The organism is Stenotrophomonas sp. TWI602 (assembly GCF_039674045.1).
Lineage (GTDB): Bacteria > Pseudomonadota > Gammaproteobacteria > Xanthomonadales > Xanthomonadaceae > Stenotrophomonas.
Genome location: NZ_JBDJMT010000017.1, coordinates 58,709 through 73,933 on the forward strand (window position 1 = coordinate 58,709; position 15,225 = coordinate 73,933).

A 15,225-nucleotide genomic window follows, 5' to 3' on the forward strand; every position below is an offset into this window, starting at 1 on the left:
ACGCAGCGCACTCACCGCGCCTTCCACAACTCCGCCAGACGATCCGGCTTGCCTGCGATGCGCTCCAGCGAGGGGTACTTCAGCCCATCGTGGTAATCCAGCGTGACCGTATCGATGCGGTCGAAGCTCTTCACCAGCAGCGTCAGCGGCGCCTTGTCGGTCTTGGCTGCGGTGATCGCCTCCTTCAACTGCTCGGCCTTGAACACCCGGCCATTGAGCGCGACCACGCTCATGCCGGGCGTCAGGCCGGCATTGAAGGCCGGGCTGTCCCACAGCACATCGCCGATGTAGCCGGACTCGCTGACAGACAGGCCGATGGAGTACAGCAGGTTGCTGTTCTTGCCGCGGGTTTCCTGTGCCTTGAACGCCTCGTTCGGTGTATCGGTGTACACCAGTTTCCAGCCAGCCGCTTCCAGGCCCCCGGTGAGCGGACCATGCCCGTCCAGGCGCTCGCGCAGGAAGCTGGCCCAGTCGAACGGCGCCACGCCGTTGAGCGTGCTCACCACCTCGTCGAAGGTGTAGGGATTTACATTCCAGTCGCCGTCGTTCATGCCGAAGAACGCCTTGGCGAAGTCGTCCAGCCCGCGCTTGTTACCCGTCAGCGCGCGCAGCTTGCCCTCCACCTCCAGCCAGACCATCTGGCCGCCGGAGTAGTAGTCCTCGCTCATCTGGTAGTTGCGGAAGGCCAATGTGCGGCGCTGGGCGATGGTCGGGTCGTTGGTGGTGTCCTGCAGGTTGCGCCAGGCCAGGCCGGGGCGACCGCGGTCGTAAGTGCCCGCCACATTGGCCAGCACGTCGCGGGTCTGCTGCGGGCTCCACAGCCCGGAGCGCGCGGCCAGCACCTGGCCCCAGAACTGGGTCTGGCCTTCGTACAGCCACAGCAGGCTGTCGCCCATCGGCACGTTGAAGTTGGCAGTGGTCAGATCGGCGCCACGACGGTACTTGCCGTTCCAGGAGTGATTGAACTCGTGCGGCAGCAGATCGCGGCCCAGCCAGGTCTTGTCCCACTCGGTGAAGTAACCCGTGTCACCGCTGTTCTCGCTGGAGCGCTGGTGCTCCAGGCCGATGCCACCGAGCTTGTCGGTCAGCGCAAGCAGGAACTCGTAGCGGTCGAAGTGGCGTGCGCCGTAGAGCTTGTACATCTGCTGCACCAGCGCGCGGTGCGCCTGGATCTGCTCGGGCTTGGCGGCCAGCGATCTGGCCTCATCGGCGAAGACGTTCAGGTGCACCGGCACCTTCGCGCCGGGGTCCAGGTCGAAGCGCTGGAAGTGGCGCCCGGCGAACAGCGGCGAGTCGACCAGGTGGTCGTAGCTGATCGGCTTGAACACCACCGTGTCACCCTCGCGGCGCTCGGTATCCAGCGCGGTGGCATATGACCAGCCCGGCGGCAGCGTGACGGTGGCCTGCGCCTGGATGTTGCGGGTGATCACCCCGGCCGGATACAGCGAATTGGCATTCCACTGCAGATTGAGCATGTCCGGGGTCATCACCACGCGGCCCTGGCTGCCCTGCGAAGAGAGGAACTTGAACTCGGCCACCACTTCGCTGGCGCCTTGCGGGACCTCCACGGTGAAGGCATAGACGTCGTACTGATCACGCGTCCACCGCAGTGGCTTGCCGTTGGCGGTGACGACCAGGCCGGCGAGCTTGTCGATCGGGCCACTCGGTGAATGTGCCCCGGGCAACCACTGCGGGTACAGCAGGGTCAGTGGGCCGGGTCTGGCCGGCACCGTGGCCTTGACCTTGAAGATCCGTCGGCCGATGTCACGTGCGTCCACGTCGATGCGCAGCAGCCCGGGGGAGGCCACATCCTGCGGCGGCGGTGTCTGCGCCTGTACGCCGGTGGCGGACACGGCCAGCAACACGGACAGGGCAATGGCACGCATCTTCATCAGGCAGGCTCCAGCGGGGGAAGCCTCGATCCTAGCCCTGCGTTACCGCCCTGCCCCATGGCCAAAGGTCATGCGTCGCGTTGCGGCCATGATTGGCACAGCGGCGCGCAGTGACGTTCTGTCTGCCGGACGGGATCAGGACCAACCGGGGTGCGCTGCCGGCCAGCGGCCGGCACTACCGGGCAGCGCCACGGCATGCGTGGCGGAATGCTGCGGGTCAGTCGACCAGCCGCAGCCGCAGTTCCTTCGGCAGCGCGAACACCATCGATTCGGGCTCGCCCTCCAGTTCACCGACGCCGGTAGCGCCGAGCTCCTTCAGGCGCGCGATCACACCATCCACCAGGACCTGCGGTGCCGAGGCGCCCGCGGTCAGGCCGATGTGCTTCTTGCCGGCCACCCACGCCGGGTCGATCTCGTCGGCACCGTCGATCAGGTAGGACTCCACGCCATCACGGCGCGCCAGTTCACTCAGGCGGTTGGAGTTGGAGCTGTTCGGCGAACCGACCACCAGCACCAGATCACAACGCTTGGCCAGATCACGCACGGCGTCCTGGCGGTTCTGCGTGGCGTAGCAGATGTCGTCGTTCTTCGGGCCCTGCATCGCCGGGAAGCGGGTGCGCAGCGCGTCGATGATGCTGCGGGTGTCATCCACCGAGAGCGTGGTCTGGGTGGTGTAGGCGAAGTTCTCCGGCTGGTCGATGACCAGCGTGGCGACGTCTTCCACATCCTCCACCAGATAGATCTGGCCGGTGCCGCGCTCGCGGCTCCACTGGCCCATCGTGCCTTCCACTTCCGGGTGCCCGGCGTGGCCGATCAGCACCACGTCGCGGCCGGCGCGGCAGTGGCGGGCCACTTCCAGGTGCACCTTGGTGACCAGCGGGCAGGTCGCGTCGAACACCTTCAGGCCACGGCGGTCGGCTTCCTGGCGCACGGCCTGGGACACGCCGTGGGCGCTGAAGATCACCGTGTTGTCGTCCGGCACTTCGTCGAGCTCCTCGACGAAGATCGCGCCGCGGGCCTTGAGGTCATCGACCACGAACCGGTTGTGCACGACCTCGTGGCGCACGTAGATCGGCGCACCCAGGGTCTCGATCGCGCGCTTGACGATCTCGATCGCACGATCGACACCGGCACAGAAACCACGCGGATTGGCGAGCAACACATCCATCGGTCAGATACTCCGGCCGGCGTAAGCCGGGTTGTTACGGATACAGGAGGGAATTATCCCGCTTTTTTGGCCGCCTTGCCGTCGAACAGGCCGAACAGGGCGATACCCACCGCGCCGACCACGATCGCCGAATCAGCGATGTTGAACGAGGGCCAGTAATGGTCCCCGATATGCCACTGGATGAAGTCGACCACGTGACCGTGCATCAGGCGGTCGATCACGTTGCCGATCGCCCCGCCGATCACCAGCGCGTAAGGCACGGCGCTGCGCCAGGCACCGCGCGCGGTGCCCCACATCCAGTAGGCCATCAGACCGCTGATGCCCACCGCCAGCGCGGTGAAGAACCAGAGCTGCCAGCCACCGGCATCGCTCAGGAAGCTGAATGCCGCGCCGGTGTTGTAGGTGCGGTACCAGTTCCAGAAGCCCTCGATGACCACCACCGGCTCGTACTCGGGCAGGCTGGACAGCACCCAGGCCTTGCTCCACTGGTCGGCGATGATGATCGCTGCCGACAGCAGCAGCCAGATCAGCGCGTTCGGACGCGGACGGGCGGCGGCCATCAGAACCACCGCCGGTCTTCGCCGGCACCGTCGATGTTGGTCACGCAGCGGCCACACAGTTCCGGGTGCGCCGCCACCGAGCCGACATCGGCGCGGTAGTGCCAGCAGCGCACGCACTTCTGCTTGCCGGTCGGCTGGGCGCTGACGAACACCTCATCGGTGGTCGCCGGGCGCACCTGCACGTCACCGCTGATCAGCAGGAAGCGCAGCTCCTCGGCCAGCGGCTGCCAGCGCGCGGCGGTCTCGGCATCGGCGGCGACGGTGATCTCCGCTTCCAGCGCCGCACCGATCGCACCGTTGGCGCGCATCGGCTCGAGCACCTTGGCGACCTGCTCGCGCAGGGCCAGCAGCTGATCGAAGTCGGCCGCGTTGAGCGGTGCATCGGCCGGCAACGGAGCCAGGCCCACGTACCACGTGGCGAACAGCACGTTCTCCTTGCGCTCGCCCGGCAGGTACCCCCACAGCTCATCGGCGGTGAAGCTCAGGATCGGCGCGATCCAGCGCGTGAACGCTTCGGCGATGTGGTACATCGCGGTCTGCGCCGAGCGGCGGCCGCGCGAGTCCACCGGCATGGTGTACAGGCGGTCCTTGGTGACATCCAGATACACCGAGCCCAGATCCACGCTGCAGAAGTTCAGCAGCAGCTGCACGATCTCGGCCATGTTGTAGCCGGTGTATGCGGCCTTGATCTTCTCCTGCACCTCGAAGGCGCGATGCACGATCCAGCGGTCCAGCGCGACCATGTCGGCCGGGGCCACCAGATGCTGGGCCGGGTCGAAGCCGTCCAGGTTGCCGAGCAGGAAGCGCGCGGTGTTGCGCAGGCGCCGGTAGGCATCCGCGTTGCGCTTGAGGATTTCCTGCGACAGCGACATTTCATTGCTGTAGTCGGCCGAGGCGATCCACAGGCGCAGGATGTCCGCGCCCAGGGTCTTCATGATGTCCTGCGGCTCGATGCCGTTGCCCAGCGACTTGGACATCTTGCGGCCCTTCTCATCCACGGTGAAGCCGTGGGTGAGGCACTGCTTGTACGGGGCCTGCTTGTCGATGGCCACGCCGGTCAGCAGCGAGGACTGGAACCAGCCGCGGTGCTGGTCTGAGCCTTCCAGGTACAGATCGGCCGGCTTGCCGAAGCCACGCGCCAGCAGCACGCCTTCATGGGTCACGCCCGAGTCGAACCAGACATCGAGGATGTCGGTGACCTTCTCGTACTGCGGCGCTTCATCGCCCAGCAGCTCGGCGCTGTCCAGCGAGTACCACACGTCGATACCTTCGGCCTGCACGCGGTCGGCGACCTGCTGCATCAATTCGACGGTGCGCGGGTGCGGCTCACCGGTTTCGCGGTGGGTGAACAGCGCGATCGGCACGCCCCAGGTGCGCTGGCGGCTGATGCACCAGTCCGGGCGGCCATCGACCATCGAGCCGATGCGCGCCTTGCCCCAGCTCGGGAACCAGCCGACGCTGTCGATCGCGGCCATCGCGTCGCGGCGCAGGTTGGCCTTGTCCATCGAGATGAACCACTGCGGGGTGGCGCGGAACACGACCGGGGTCTTGTGGCGCCAGCAATGCGGGTAGCTGTGCACGATCTCAACGAAGGCCAGCAGCGCACCGGAGGCGCGCAGCACATCGATGATCAGCGGCTGCGCCTTCCACAGGTGCACGCCGGCCAGCTCGACATCGCCGGCCGGCGGGGTCGAGGACAGGTACACGCCACGGCCGTCGACCGGGTTGATCTGGCCGGCGTTGTACTTGTCCATCAGCCCGTACTGCTGGCTGACCACGAAGTCTTCCTGGCCATGGCCCGGGGCGGTATGCACCGCACCGGTACCGTCTTCGTCGGAGACGTGGGCGCCGTTGAGCAGCGGGATGTCGCGCTGCGGGTAGAACGGATGGGCCAGCAGCAGATTTTCAAGCGCGGCGCCGGTGGCACGACCGTGCACGACCAGGCCTTCCACGCCGTAGCGCTGCAGCGAACGCTCGGCCAGCGCGGCGGCCAGCACCAGCCAACGGCGCTTGCCGTTGTGGGCCGGGCCTTCGGCCAGCACGTATTCGATCTCCGCACCGAGCGACACCGCCAGCGAGGCCGGCAGCGTCCACGGGGTGGTGGTCCAGATCGGCACCGCAACCTCGACATCAGCCGGCAGCGTCACGCCGAAGCGTTCGGCCAGCTGCTGCGCGTCACGCGAGACGTAGGCCACGTCGATCGCCGGCGAGGTCTTGTCCTGGTATTCGATTTCGGCCTCGGCCAGCGCCGAGCCACAGTCGAAGCACCAGTGCACCGGCTTGGCGCCGCGCACGATGTGACCGTTGGCGAACACCTTGGAAAGCGCACGGATTTCGTTGGCTTCGAAATCGAAGCTCAGCGTCTTGTACGGGTTGTCCCAATCGCCGATCACGCCCAGGCGCTTGAAATCGCGGCGCTGCAGTTCGATCTGCTCTTCGGCGAACTCGCGGCACTTCTGGCGGAACGCGACCGCATCGAGCTTGACGCCGACCTTGCCCCACTTCTTCTCGACCGCGATCTCGATCGGCAGGCCGTGGCAATCCCAGCCCGGCACGTAGGGCGCATCGAAGCCGGCCAGGTAGCGCGACTTGACGATGATGTCCTTGAGGATCTTGTTGACGGCGTGGCCGAGGTGGATCTGGCCATTGGCGTAGGGCGGGCCGTCGTGCAGCACGAACAGCGGGCGGCCCTGCGCGTTGTCGCGCAGGCGGGCGTAAAGGCCCTCGTCCTCCCAGCGCGACAGAATGCCCGGCTCGCGCTTGGGCAGGTCGCCGCGCATCGGGAATTCGGTTGCCGGCAGATGAAGGGTGGCTTTGTAGTCCTGGCTCACGCAGTGGCTCGCAATCTGTGTTCGGAAAGGATGTGACGGGCCTGTTCGGCGTCACGGTGCATCTGGTCGGTCAACGCAGCCAGATCTTGGAACTTTTCTTCATCGCGCAGTTTGGCGACGAACTCGACATCGATGTGGCGGCCGTACAGGTCGCCCTGGAAATCAAACAGGTGCGCTTCCAGCAGCGGCTCCACGCCGTCCACGGTGGGACGCGTACCGAAGCTGGAGACCGACGGCCACGGCTGGTCGAACACACCGTGGACCCAGGTCGCGTAGATCCCCGACAGCGCCGGCGTCTTCGGAAAGCGCAGGTTGGCGGTCGGGAAGCCCAGCGTACGGCCCAATTGGCGGCCGCGCACTACCCTGCCCCCAATCGTATACGGCCTGCCCAGCAGATCGCCGGCATGGCTGAAATCACCGGCGCGCAGCAGCTGGCGGATGCGGGTGCTGGAGATGCGCTCGCCATGCAGGTCGACCGGCTCGATCTCACCGGCACTGAAGCCACGCTCGCCGCCCATCGCCTGCAGCAGGGCCAGATCGCCCTTGCGGCGGTTGCCGAAGCAGAACTCCGGCCCGATCCACACTTCACGCGCGCTCAGCCGGTGCACCAGCAGCTGCTCGACGAACGCCTCGGCCTGCATCGCGGCCATGCGCGCATCGAAGCGCAGCAGGCCGACCGCATCCACGCCGAGCTCGCGCAGCATGGCGACCTTGTCGCGGGCCAGGGTCAACCGCGGCGGCGGCTCACCCTGGGCGAAGTATTCGCGCGGCAGCGGCTCGAAGGCCACCGCCACGGCGGCCACGCCCAGCGCGCGCGCGCGCGAAACGGCGTGGCGCACCAACGCACGATGACCCAGGTGCAGGCCGTCGAATGCGCCGATGCAGACCACGCTTCCGTGCGGGAACAGTTGCCCGCCTTCGACGCTTCTAAACAGCCTGCTCATCTACGTGGAATGCGACCCACCAGGGCCGATGCTTTGCAAGAGATAGCCATGAAGTATAGCCGGGCTGCCCCCGGATCAATGCTCCCGCAGGTGGCGCGGACGGAAGCCCATGGCGACCAGGGCCACCAGATAGGTCAGACCGCCACCGCCGACCAGCAGCGCGAGGTTGCCGATCCGGTGCCATTTATCCATGCCGGTGAAGTCCGCCATCCCGTAGCGCAGGCCCAGCAGCACCGCCACCATGGCCAGGCAGGCCAGCCCCAGCTTGGTCGCATAGCCGCCCCACCCCGCCTTGGGCTGGTAGACATCGGTCTTGCCCAGCCAATACCAGAGCAGGCCAAGGTTCAGATAACTGGACAGCGCGCTGGCGATACCCAGCGCGAGATGCAGGCCCGGCTGCTTGCCCAACGCGACCCAGACGCCCTGCGCTTTCAGCGCCTCCGGCACCATCACGTGGTACAGCACGGCCAGCAGGATGAAGTTGAAGACCATGTTGGCCACCAGCGCGACCACACCGGCGCGGACCGGGGTGCGAGTGTCCTGGCGGGCATAGAAGGCCGGCAGCACCACCTTGAGCAGCGCGAAGGCTGGCAGGGCGAAGCTAAGGCCGTACACCGACAGCGCGGTCATGCGGGTATCGAACGCGGTGAAGCGGCCGTACTGGAACACGGTGGCGATCAGCGGCTCGGCCAGCAGCAGCAGGCCCAGCATGGCGGGGATGGCGATCAACAGCGTGGTGCGCAGGCCCCAGTCCAGCGCACTGGAGAAGCCGGCCTTGTCGGTACTGACATGGTGGCGGGCCAGCGCCGGCAGGATCACCGTGCCCAGCGCCACACCGAACACGCCCAGCGGCAGTTCCAGGAAGCGGTCGGCCAGCGACAGCCAGGACTGCGAGCCGTCGGTCAGCTTGGCCGCGATCACCGTATCCAGCAGCAGGTTGATCTGCGCGATCGAGGAACCGAACAGGGTCGGCACCATCAGGGTCAGCACCTTGCGCACCCCCGGGTGCTGCCAGCCCCAGCGCGGCAGGGTCAGCAGGTTGATGCCCTTCAGCGACGGCAGCTGGAACAGCAGCTGCAGCAGGCCGGCGGCCAGCACCGCCCAGCCCAGGGCCAGGATCTGCTTCTCCGGGGTACCCCCCAGCCGCGGGGCCAGCCACAGCGCACCGGCGATCATGCACAGGTTGAGGATCACCGGGGTCAGCGCCGGCATCGCGAACTTCTGGAAACTGTTGAGCGCCCCGCCGGCCAGCGCGGTCAGCGACACGAACAGCAGGAACGGGAAGGTCAGCCGGAACAGGTCCACCAGCAGGCCGTGCTTGGCCGGGTCGGTATCCACTCCGCTGGAGAACAGGGTCGCCAGCTGCGGCGCGAAGATCAACGCCAGTGCGGTGACCAGCAGCAGGACGCCTCCCAAGGTGCCCGCCACGCGCGACATCAGTTCGCGCAGTTCGGCATGCGAGCGGGTTTCCTTCACCTCCGTGAACACCGGGACGAACGCAGTGGCGAACGAGCCCTCGGCGAACAGCCGGCGCAGGAAATTGGGCACCCGGAAGGCGACCCAGAAGGCGTCCGTCACCGCATTGGTGCCGAACGTGGTGGTGATGACCAGGTCGCGAACCAGCCCCAACACCCGCGAAATCATGGTCATGCTGCTGAAAGACAGCAGGCCCCGCAACATCCTTGGTGAACTCACCCGTGTTCCCTCTTGACAATTGACTTGACGTACATTTTTCGAGCCATCATACTTTCCAGCTTGCTGTTCCCATTACACCGATTTTTCAGGAAACCACCACTGTGGCCAATATCAAGTCCGCCAAGAAGCGCGCCAAGCAGACCGTCGTGCGCAACGCGCGCAATACGGCTCAGCGTTCGATGCTGCGCACCGCTGTCAAGAAGGTGATCAAGGCTCTGGATGCCAATGACGCCGCCGGCGCCGAGGCAGCCTTCGCTGTTGCCCAGCCGATCCTCGACCGTTTCAGCTCGCGTGGTCTGATCCACAAGAACAAGGCTGCTCGCCATAAGAGCCGCCTGACCGCGCGCATCAAGGCCATCAAGGCCGCCTGATACGGCGCTGCGGGTGTCGTAGAGCCACGCCCCGCGTGGCTTCGATCCAGCCGCAGAAAAAAACCCGGCCCCGGCCGGGTTTTTTGTTGCCTGCGATCTGCGGCGTCCAGCCCGGCTGGCGGCGACGGCGTCACCACAGAAAAACCCGGCCGGAGCCGGGTTTCTCAGGGGCGCGCGGGTGCGCTCAGTACGCATCGCGCGCTTGCGCCTCGTCTTCCTTCTGGCGATCGAAGAAGGCCATGATGTTGTTCATGATCGGCCAGGTGCCTTCACGGCCGAGGGCCGAGACCAGGTACCACGGCTGGGTCCAGCCCAGCTCGGCAACGATCTTCTCGGCGGCGGCCTTGGCCTCGTCCTCGAACATCAGGTCGGCCTTGTTCAGCACCAGCCAGCGCGGCTTGTTCAGCAGCTCCGGGTCGTGCTTTTCCAGCTCACGCTCGATCGCCCGGACCTGCTCGATCGGCGACACGCCTTCCACGCCGCCTTCCATCGGGGAGATATCCACGAGGTGCAGCAGCAGGCGGGTGCGCTGCAGGTGGCGCAGGAACTGCGCGCCCAGCCCAGCGCCGTCGGCCGCACCCTCGATCAGGCCGGGAATGTCGGCGATCACGAAGCTGCGGTAGTTCTCCACGCGCACGACACCCAGATTGGGGTACAGCGTGGTGAACGGGTAATCGGCCACCTTCGGGGTCGCCGCGGACACGGCGCGGATCAGGGTGCTCTTGCCGGCATTCGGGAAGCCCAGCAGGCCCACGTCGGCCAGCAGCTTCAGCTCGAGCTTGATCAGGCGCTCTTCACCCTCTTCGCCCGGCAGCGCCTGGCGCGGCGAGCGGTTGGTGGAGCTCTTGAAATGCATGTTGCCCAAGCCGCCGCGGCCACCTTTGGCCACCAGCAGGCGGTCGCCATGGCTGGTCAGGTCCCCGATCACTTCGTCGGTACTGACGTTCATGATCACGGTGCCGATCGGCACGGTGATGACCAGGTCTTCGCCGCCCTTGCCATAGGCCTGGCGGCCCATGCCGTTCTCGCCGCGCTGCGCCTTGAAGATGCGGTCATGGCGGAAATCGACCAGGGTGTTGAGGTTCTCGTCGGCGCGGATCCACACGCTGCCGCCATTACCGCCGTCGCCACCGTCCGGCCCGCCCAGCGGAATGAACTTCTCGCGACGGAAACCGATGCAGCCGTTGCCGCCATTGCCGGCGATCACCTGGATTTCTGCTTCGTCTACAAGTTTCATGATTCTGGATGCCAATCTGGAGGCGGCGGGCGCGAGGTGCACCCCACCGCAGAGTCTAACGGCCCCGGTACGATCCAGGGCCGGCGGCGGGAAATGTCCCGCCCGATAGTTGATACCAACGAAAAACCCCGCCGAAGCGGGGCTTTCGTCAGCGACCCCACGCCGTGGCGTGGGCGCCTGCGTACCGCTGAAGATCAGGCTTCGGCGACGACGCTGACGGTACGACGCTTCTTCGGGCCCTTGACCGAGAACTCCACCTTGCCGTCGACGAGCGCGAACAGGGTGTGGTCACGGCCGAGGCCAACGCCGGTACCCGGATGGAACTGGGTGCCGCGCTGACGCACGATGATGTTGCCGGCATCGATGGCCTGGCCACCGAAAATCTTGACGCCGAGGTACTTCGGGTTGGAGTCGCGACCGTTGCGCGATGAGCCTACGCCCTTCTTATGTGCCATGACTGCTTCTCCTTATTACTTGCTGCCACCGGCAATGCCGGTGATCTCGATTTCGGTGTAGTACTGACGGTGACCCTGGCGCTTCATGTGGTGCTTACGGCGACGGAACTTGATGATCCGGACCTTGTCGGCACGACCCTGGGACACGACCTTGGCAGTGACCGAAGCGCCGCTCAGCGCGTCGCCCAGCTTGATGCCATCGCTGTCGCCCAGCATCAGGATGTTGTCGAACTTGATCTCGTTGCCGACTTCGACTTCGAGCTTTTCAACGCGGAGCGTTTCGCCCTGCGCCACGCGGTATTGCTTACCGCCGGTTACCAGTACTGCGTACATGACCAGACTTCCTCTGTAGTTATTGTGGTCTATGGACTGCCGCCATCGAGGGCGGACAGAAGCGGAATTTTAATGACTTCAACCACTTCGGGTCAACCCACCCCCTGCTCTGACCCGGATTTGGCTGAATACGGTTCAGGAAACCGGCTGGCGGGGTCTCAGGGAATGAGACATGGGGGTGGCAAAGTCCGCGATTGCCCCCAAATCCCAAGCTCGGTAGGCTGACCGATTGCCGTTTCCGATTGCCCCACCCGCTTGCCGGCTCCCTGAGCCGAAGCCCCACAACGGATCCCCCATGGCGATGGATTTCATCCGCATCCGCGGCGCGCGGACGCACAATCTCAAGAACATCGATCTCGACCTGCCCCGCGACAAGCTGATTGTCATCACCGGCCTGTCCGGCTCGGGCAAGTCCTCGTTGGCGTTCGACACCATTTACGCCGAAGGCCAGCGTCGTTACGTGGAGTCGCTGTCGGCCTATGCCCGCCAGTTCCTCAGCGTGATGGAAAAGCCGGACCTGGACCACATCGAGGGCCTGTCCCCGGCGATCTCGATCGAGCAGAAATCGACCTCGCACAACCCGCGCTCGACCGTCGGCACGATCACCGAGATCTACGACTACCTGCGCCTGCTGTACGCCCGCGTCGGCAGCCCGCGCTGCCCGGACCACGGCTACCCGCTGGAAGCGCAGACGGTCAGCCAGATGGTCGACCACGTGCTGACCCTGGATGCCGAGCAGCGCTACATGCTGCTGGCCCCGGTGATCCGCGAGCGCAAGGGCGAGCACGCCCAGGTGTTCGACCAGCTGCGCGCGCAAGGCTATGTGCGCGTGCGCGTGGACGGCCAGCTGCATGAAATCGACGCGGTGCCGCCGCTGGCACTGCGCCAGAAGCACACCATCGAAGCGGTGATCGACCGTTTCCGCCCGCGCGAGGACATCAAGCAGCGCCTGGCCGAGAGCTTTGAAACCGCGCTGAAGCTGGGCGACGGCATGGTCTCGGTGCAGTCGCTGGATGTGGAGGATGCCCCTGCGCATCTGTTCTCTTCCAAGTACAGCTGCCCGGTCTGCGATTACTCGCTGCCGGAGCTGGAACCGCGCCTGTTCTCGTTCAACTCGCCGGTCGGCGCCTGCCCGGGCTGCGATGGCCTGGGCATGGCCGAGTTCTTCGATCCCTCGCGCGTGGTGGTGCACCCGGAGCTGTCGCTCTCGGCCGGCGCCGTGCGCGGCTGGGACCGTCGCAATGCGTACTACTTCCAGCTGATCGCCTCGCTGGCCAAGCACTACAAGTTCGACACCGATGCCCCCTGGCAGAGCCTGCCCGAGGACGTGCGCCAGGCCGTGCTGTACGGCAGCGGTGAGGAGACGATCACCTTCACCTACTTCACCGAAGCCGGTGGCCGCACCCAGCGCAAGCATCGCTTCGAGGGCATCATTCCCAACCTCGAACGCCGCTACAAAGAGACCGAATCCTCGGCCGTCCGCGAAGAGCTGGCCAAGTACATCAGCGAGCGCAACTGCCCCGAGTGCCAGGGCCAGCGCCTGAACAAGGCCGCGCGCAATGTGTTCGTGGCCGACCGTGCGCTGCCCGAACTGGTGGTGATGCCGATCGACGATGCGCTGAAGTTCTTCAGCAGCATGACCCTGCCCGGCTGGCGCGGCGAGATCGCCGGCAAGATCGTCAAGGAGATCGGTGAACGTCTCGGCTTCCTGGTCGATGTCGGTCTGGATTACCTCACCCTGGAGCGCAAGGCCGACACGCTGTCCGGTGGCGAAGCCCAGCGCATCCGGCTGGCCTCGCAGATCGGTGCCGGCCTGGTCGGCGTCATGTACGTGCTGGATGAGCCGTCGATCGGCCTGCACCAGCGCGACAACGAGCGCCTGCTCGGCACCCTGACCCGCCTGCGCGACCTCGGCAACACGGTGATCGTGGTCGAGCATGACGAAGACGCGATCCGTCTGGCCGACTACGTGCTGGACATCGGTCCGGGCGCGGGTGTGCACGGCGGCGAGATCGTCGGCCAGGGCACGCTGCAGGACATCCTGGATGCGCCGCGTTCGCTGACCGGCCAGTACCTGTCGGGCAAGCGCGCCATCGAGATCCCGGCGCGCCGGCACAAGCCCAACCCGAAGATGACGCTGCACCTGCGCGGTGCCAGCGGCAACAACCTCAAGGGCGTGGACCTGGATATTCCCTCGGGCCTGCTGACCTGCATCACCGGCGTGTCCGGCTCGGGCAAGTCGACCCTGATCAACGACACCCTGTTCTCGCTGGCTGCCAACGAGATCAACGGTTCCTCGCACCCGATCGCGCCCTACAAGGAAGTGGACGGGCTGGATCTGTTCGACAAGGTGGTGGACATCGATCAGTCGCCGATCGGCCGCACCCCGCGCTCGAACCCGGCTACCTACACCGGTCTGTTCACGCCGCTGCGCGAGCTGTATGCGCAAGTGCCCGAAGCGCGTGCGCGCGGTTATTCGCCGGGCCGTTTCAGCTTCAACGTGCGCGGTGGCCGCTGCGAAGCGTGCCAGGGCGATGGGCTGATCAAGGTGGAAATGCACTTCCTGCCGGACGTGTACGTGCCCTGCGATGTCTGCCACGGCAAGCGCTACAACCGCGAAACGCTGGAGATCCTCTACAAGGGCTACAACATCAACGACGTGCTGCAGATGACCGTCGAAGATGCGCTGAAGCTGTTCGAGCCGGTGCCGAGCATCGCGCGCAAGCTGGAAACGCTGGTCGATGTGGGCCTGAGCTACATCAAGCTGGGCCAGAGCGCGACCACGCTGTCCGGTGGTGAAGCGCAGCGCGTGAAGCTGTCCAAGGAACTGTCGCGCCGCGATACCGGGCGCACGCTGTACATCCTGGATGAGCCGACCACCGGCCTGCACTTCCACGACATCGAAGCGCTGCTCGGCGTGCTGCACAAGCTGCGCGACGAAGGCAACACGGTGGTGGTGATCGAGCACAACCTGGATGTGATCAAGACCGCCGACTGGATTGTCGATCTGGGTCCGGAAGGCGGCCATCGCGGTGGCACCATCCTGGTCACCGGTACGCCGGAAGACGTGGCGGCCTGCCCGACCTCGTACACCGGCGAGTTCCTGGCCAAGATGCTGCCCTCCACCAGCGCGCGCCCGGAACAGCCGGCGGCCGTGGCCAACAAGCCCGACGCCCGCCCGCCGCGCAAGGCCAAGCCGGAACCGAAGAAGGCCGTGCGCAAGACCGCCGCGACCAAAGCCCCCAGCAAGACCAGGAAGAAGACCGCATGAGCAACGAGCACAAGATCCTCGCCCGCGTGCCGATCAGCGTCCGCTGGCGCGACATGGACAGCATGGGCCACGTGAACAACGCCAAGTACATCTCCTACCTGGAAGAAGCGCGCGTGCGCTGGATGCTGGGCGTGGAAGGCGTTTCGATGACCGACCGCATCGCCCCGGTGGTGGCGGCCACGAACGTCAACTACCGCCTGCCGATCGTGTGGCCCAACGACATCGTGGTGGAGCTGTTCGTCGAGCGCCTCGGCAACAGCAGCGTGACCATCGGCCACCGCATCGTGGACGAGAAGAACGACAGCACGCTGTATTCGGACGGCAACGTGGTAGTGGTCTGGATGGACACGCAGACCGGCAAGAGCGCGCCGTTGCCCGAGGCGATCCGCACCGCGTCCACCTGAGCAGGTAGTGCCGGCCGCTGGCCGGCAGCTTCATGATCCTGATGGGACTGCGTGGGTGCCGGCC

12 protein-coding genes are annotated in these 15,225 nt (G+C 66.0%); 3 read left to right on the forward strand and 9 right to left on the reverse strand.

Annotated elements, in window-relative coordinates; all coding sequences use genetic code 11:
- Positions 1–11 precede the first annotated feature (11 nt).
- The 6 genes from ABE483_RS14605 to murJ all read right to left on the reverse strand — a co-directional run bounded on the left by ABE483_RS14605 (position 12) and on the right by murJ (position 9,075).
- Positions 12–1,892, reverse strand: coding sequence for a peptidase M61 (locus tag ABE483_RS14605; RefSeq protein ID WP_346481930.1), 1,881 nt, complete (start codon positions 1,890–1,892; stop codon positions 12–14).
- Positions 1,893–2,109: 217 nt separating this feature from the next.
- On the reverse strand, positions 2,110–3,060 hold the full coding sequence (ispH, locus tag ABE483_RS14610; RefSeq protein ID WP_123728670.1) for a 4-hydroxy-3-methylbut-2-enyl diphosphate reductase: 951 nt from the start codon (positions 3,058–3,060) through the stop codon (positions 2,110–2,112).
- A gap of 53 nt (positions 3,061–3,113) precedes the next feature.
- Complete coding sequence (gene lspA, locus ABE483_RS14615; RefSeq protein ID WP_313211085.1) at positions 3,114–3,620, reverse strand: signal peptidase II; 507 nt, start codon at positions 3,618–3,620, stop codon at positions 3,114–3,116.
- Entirely contained in the window at positions 3,620–6,451 is a 2,832-nt protein-coding gene (gene ileS / locus ABE483_RS14620) for an isoleucine--tRNA ligase (RefSeq protein WP_346481931.1), read from the reverse strand. Before ileS ends, lspA begins: the two co-directional genes overlap by 1 nt.
- Entirely contained in the window at positions 6,448–7,395 is a 948-nt protein-coding gene (locus ABE483_RS14625; RefSeq protein WP_313217600.1) for a bifunctional riboflavin kinase/FAD synthetase, read from the reverse strand. Before ABE483_RS14625 ends, ileS begins: the two co-directional genes overlap by 4 nt.
- 75 nt (positions 7,396–7,470) lie before the next feature.
- Complete coding sequence (gene murJ, locus ABE483_RS14630; protein ID WP_313219157.1) at positions 7,471–9,075, reverse strand: murein biosynthesis integral membrane protein MurJ; 1,605 nt, start codon at positions 9,073–9,075, stop codon at positions 7,471–7,473.
- A gap of 116 nt (positions 9,076–9,191) precedes the next feature.
- Between murJ and rpsT the strand changes: the two genes are divergently transcribed.
- The gene (rpsT, locus tag ABE483_RS14635) at positions 9,192–9,461 is read left to right on the forward strand and encodes a 30S ribosomal protein S20 (protein ID WP_019184515.1); all 270 of its coding nucleotides are present in this window, start codon (positions 9,192–9,194) and stop codon (positions 9,459–9,461) included.
- 184 nt (positions 9,462–9,645) lie between these two features.
- On the opposite strand, the gene obgE is transcribed toward rpsT, so the two are convergent.
- The 3 genes from obgE to rplU all read right to left on the reverse strand — a co-directional run bounded on the left by obgE (position 9,646) and on the right by rplU (position 11,486).
- Positions 9,646–10,698, reverse strand: coding sequence for a GTPase ObgE (obgE, locus tag ABE483_RS14640; RefSeq protein ID WP_313217598.1), 1,053 nt, complete (start codon positions 10,696–10,698; stop codon positions 9,646–9,648).
- A 194-nt stretch (positions 10,699–10,892) separates the two neighbouring features.
- Positions 10,893–11,153 carry a 50S ribosomal protein L27 gene (rpmA, locus tag ABE483_RS14645; RefSeq protein WP_019184517.1) on the reverse strand — a complete coding sequence of 87 codons (261 nt, stop codon included), beginning with the start codon at positions 11,151–11,153 and terminating at the stop codon, positions 10,893–10,895.
- A 15-nt stretch (positions 11,154–11,168) separates the two neighbouring features.
- Positions 11,169–11,486, reverse strand: a complete 318-nt coding sequence (rplU, locus tag ABE483_RS14650; RefSeq protein ID WP_019184518.1) for a 50S ribosomal protein L21 — start codon at positions 11,484–11,486, stop codon at positions 11,169–11,171.
- Between the two features lie 295 nt (positions 11,487–11,781).
- Between rplU and uvrA the strand changes: the two genes are divergently transcribed.
- Positions 11,782–14,757, forward strand: a complete 2,976-nt coding sequence (gene uvrA / locus ABE483_RS14655; RefSeq protein ID WP_346481932.1) for an excinuclease ABC subunit UvrA — start codon at positions 11,782–11,784, stop codon at positions 14,755–14,757.
- A complete protein-coding gene (locus ABE483_RS14660; protein WP_265309403.1) occupies positions 14,754–15,161 on the forward strand; it encodes a thioesterase family protein in 408 nt (135 codons plus the stop codon). Before uvrA ends, ABE483_RS14660 begins: the two co-directional genes overlap by 4 nt.
- Positions 15,162–15,225: the final 64 nt, after the last annotated feature.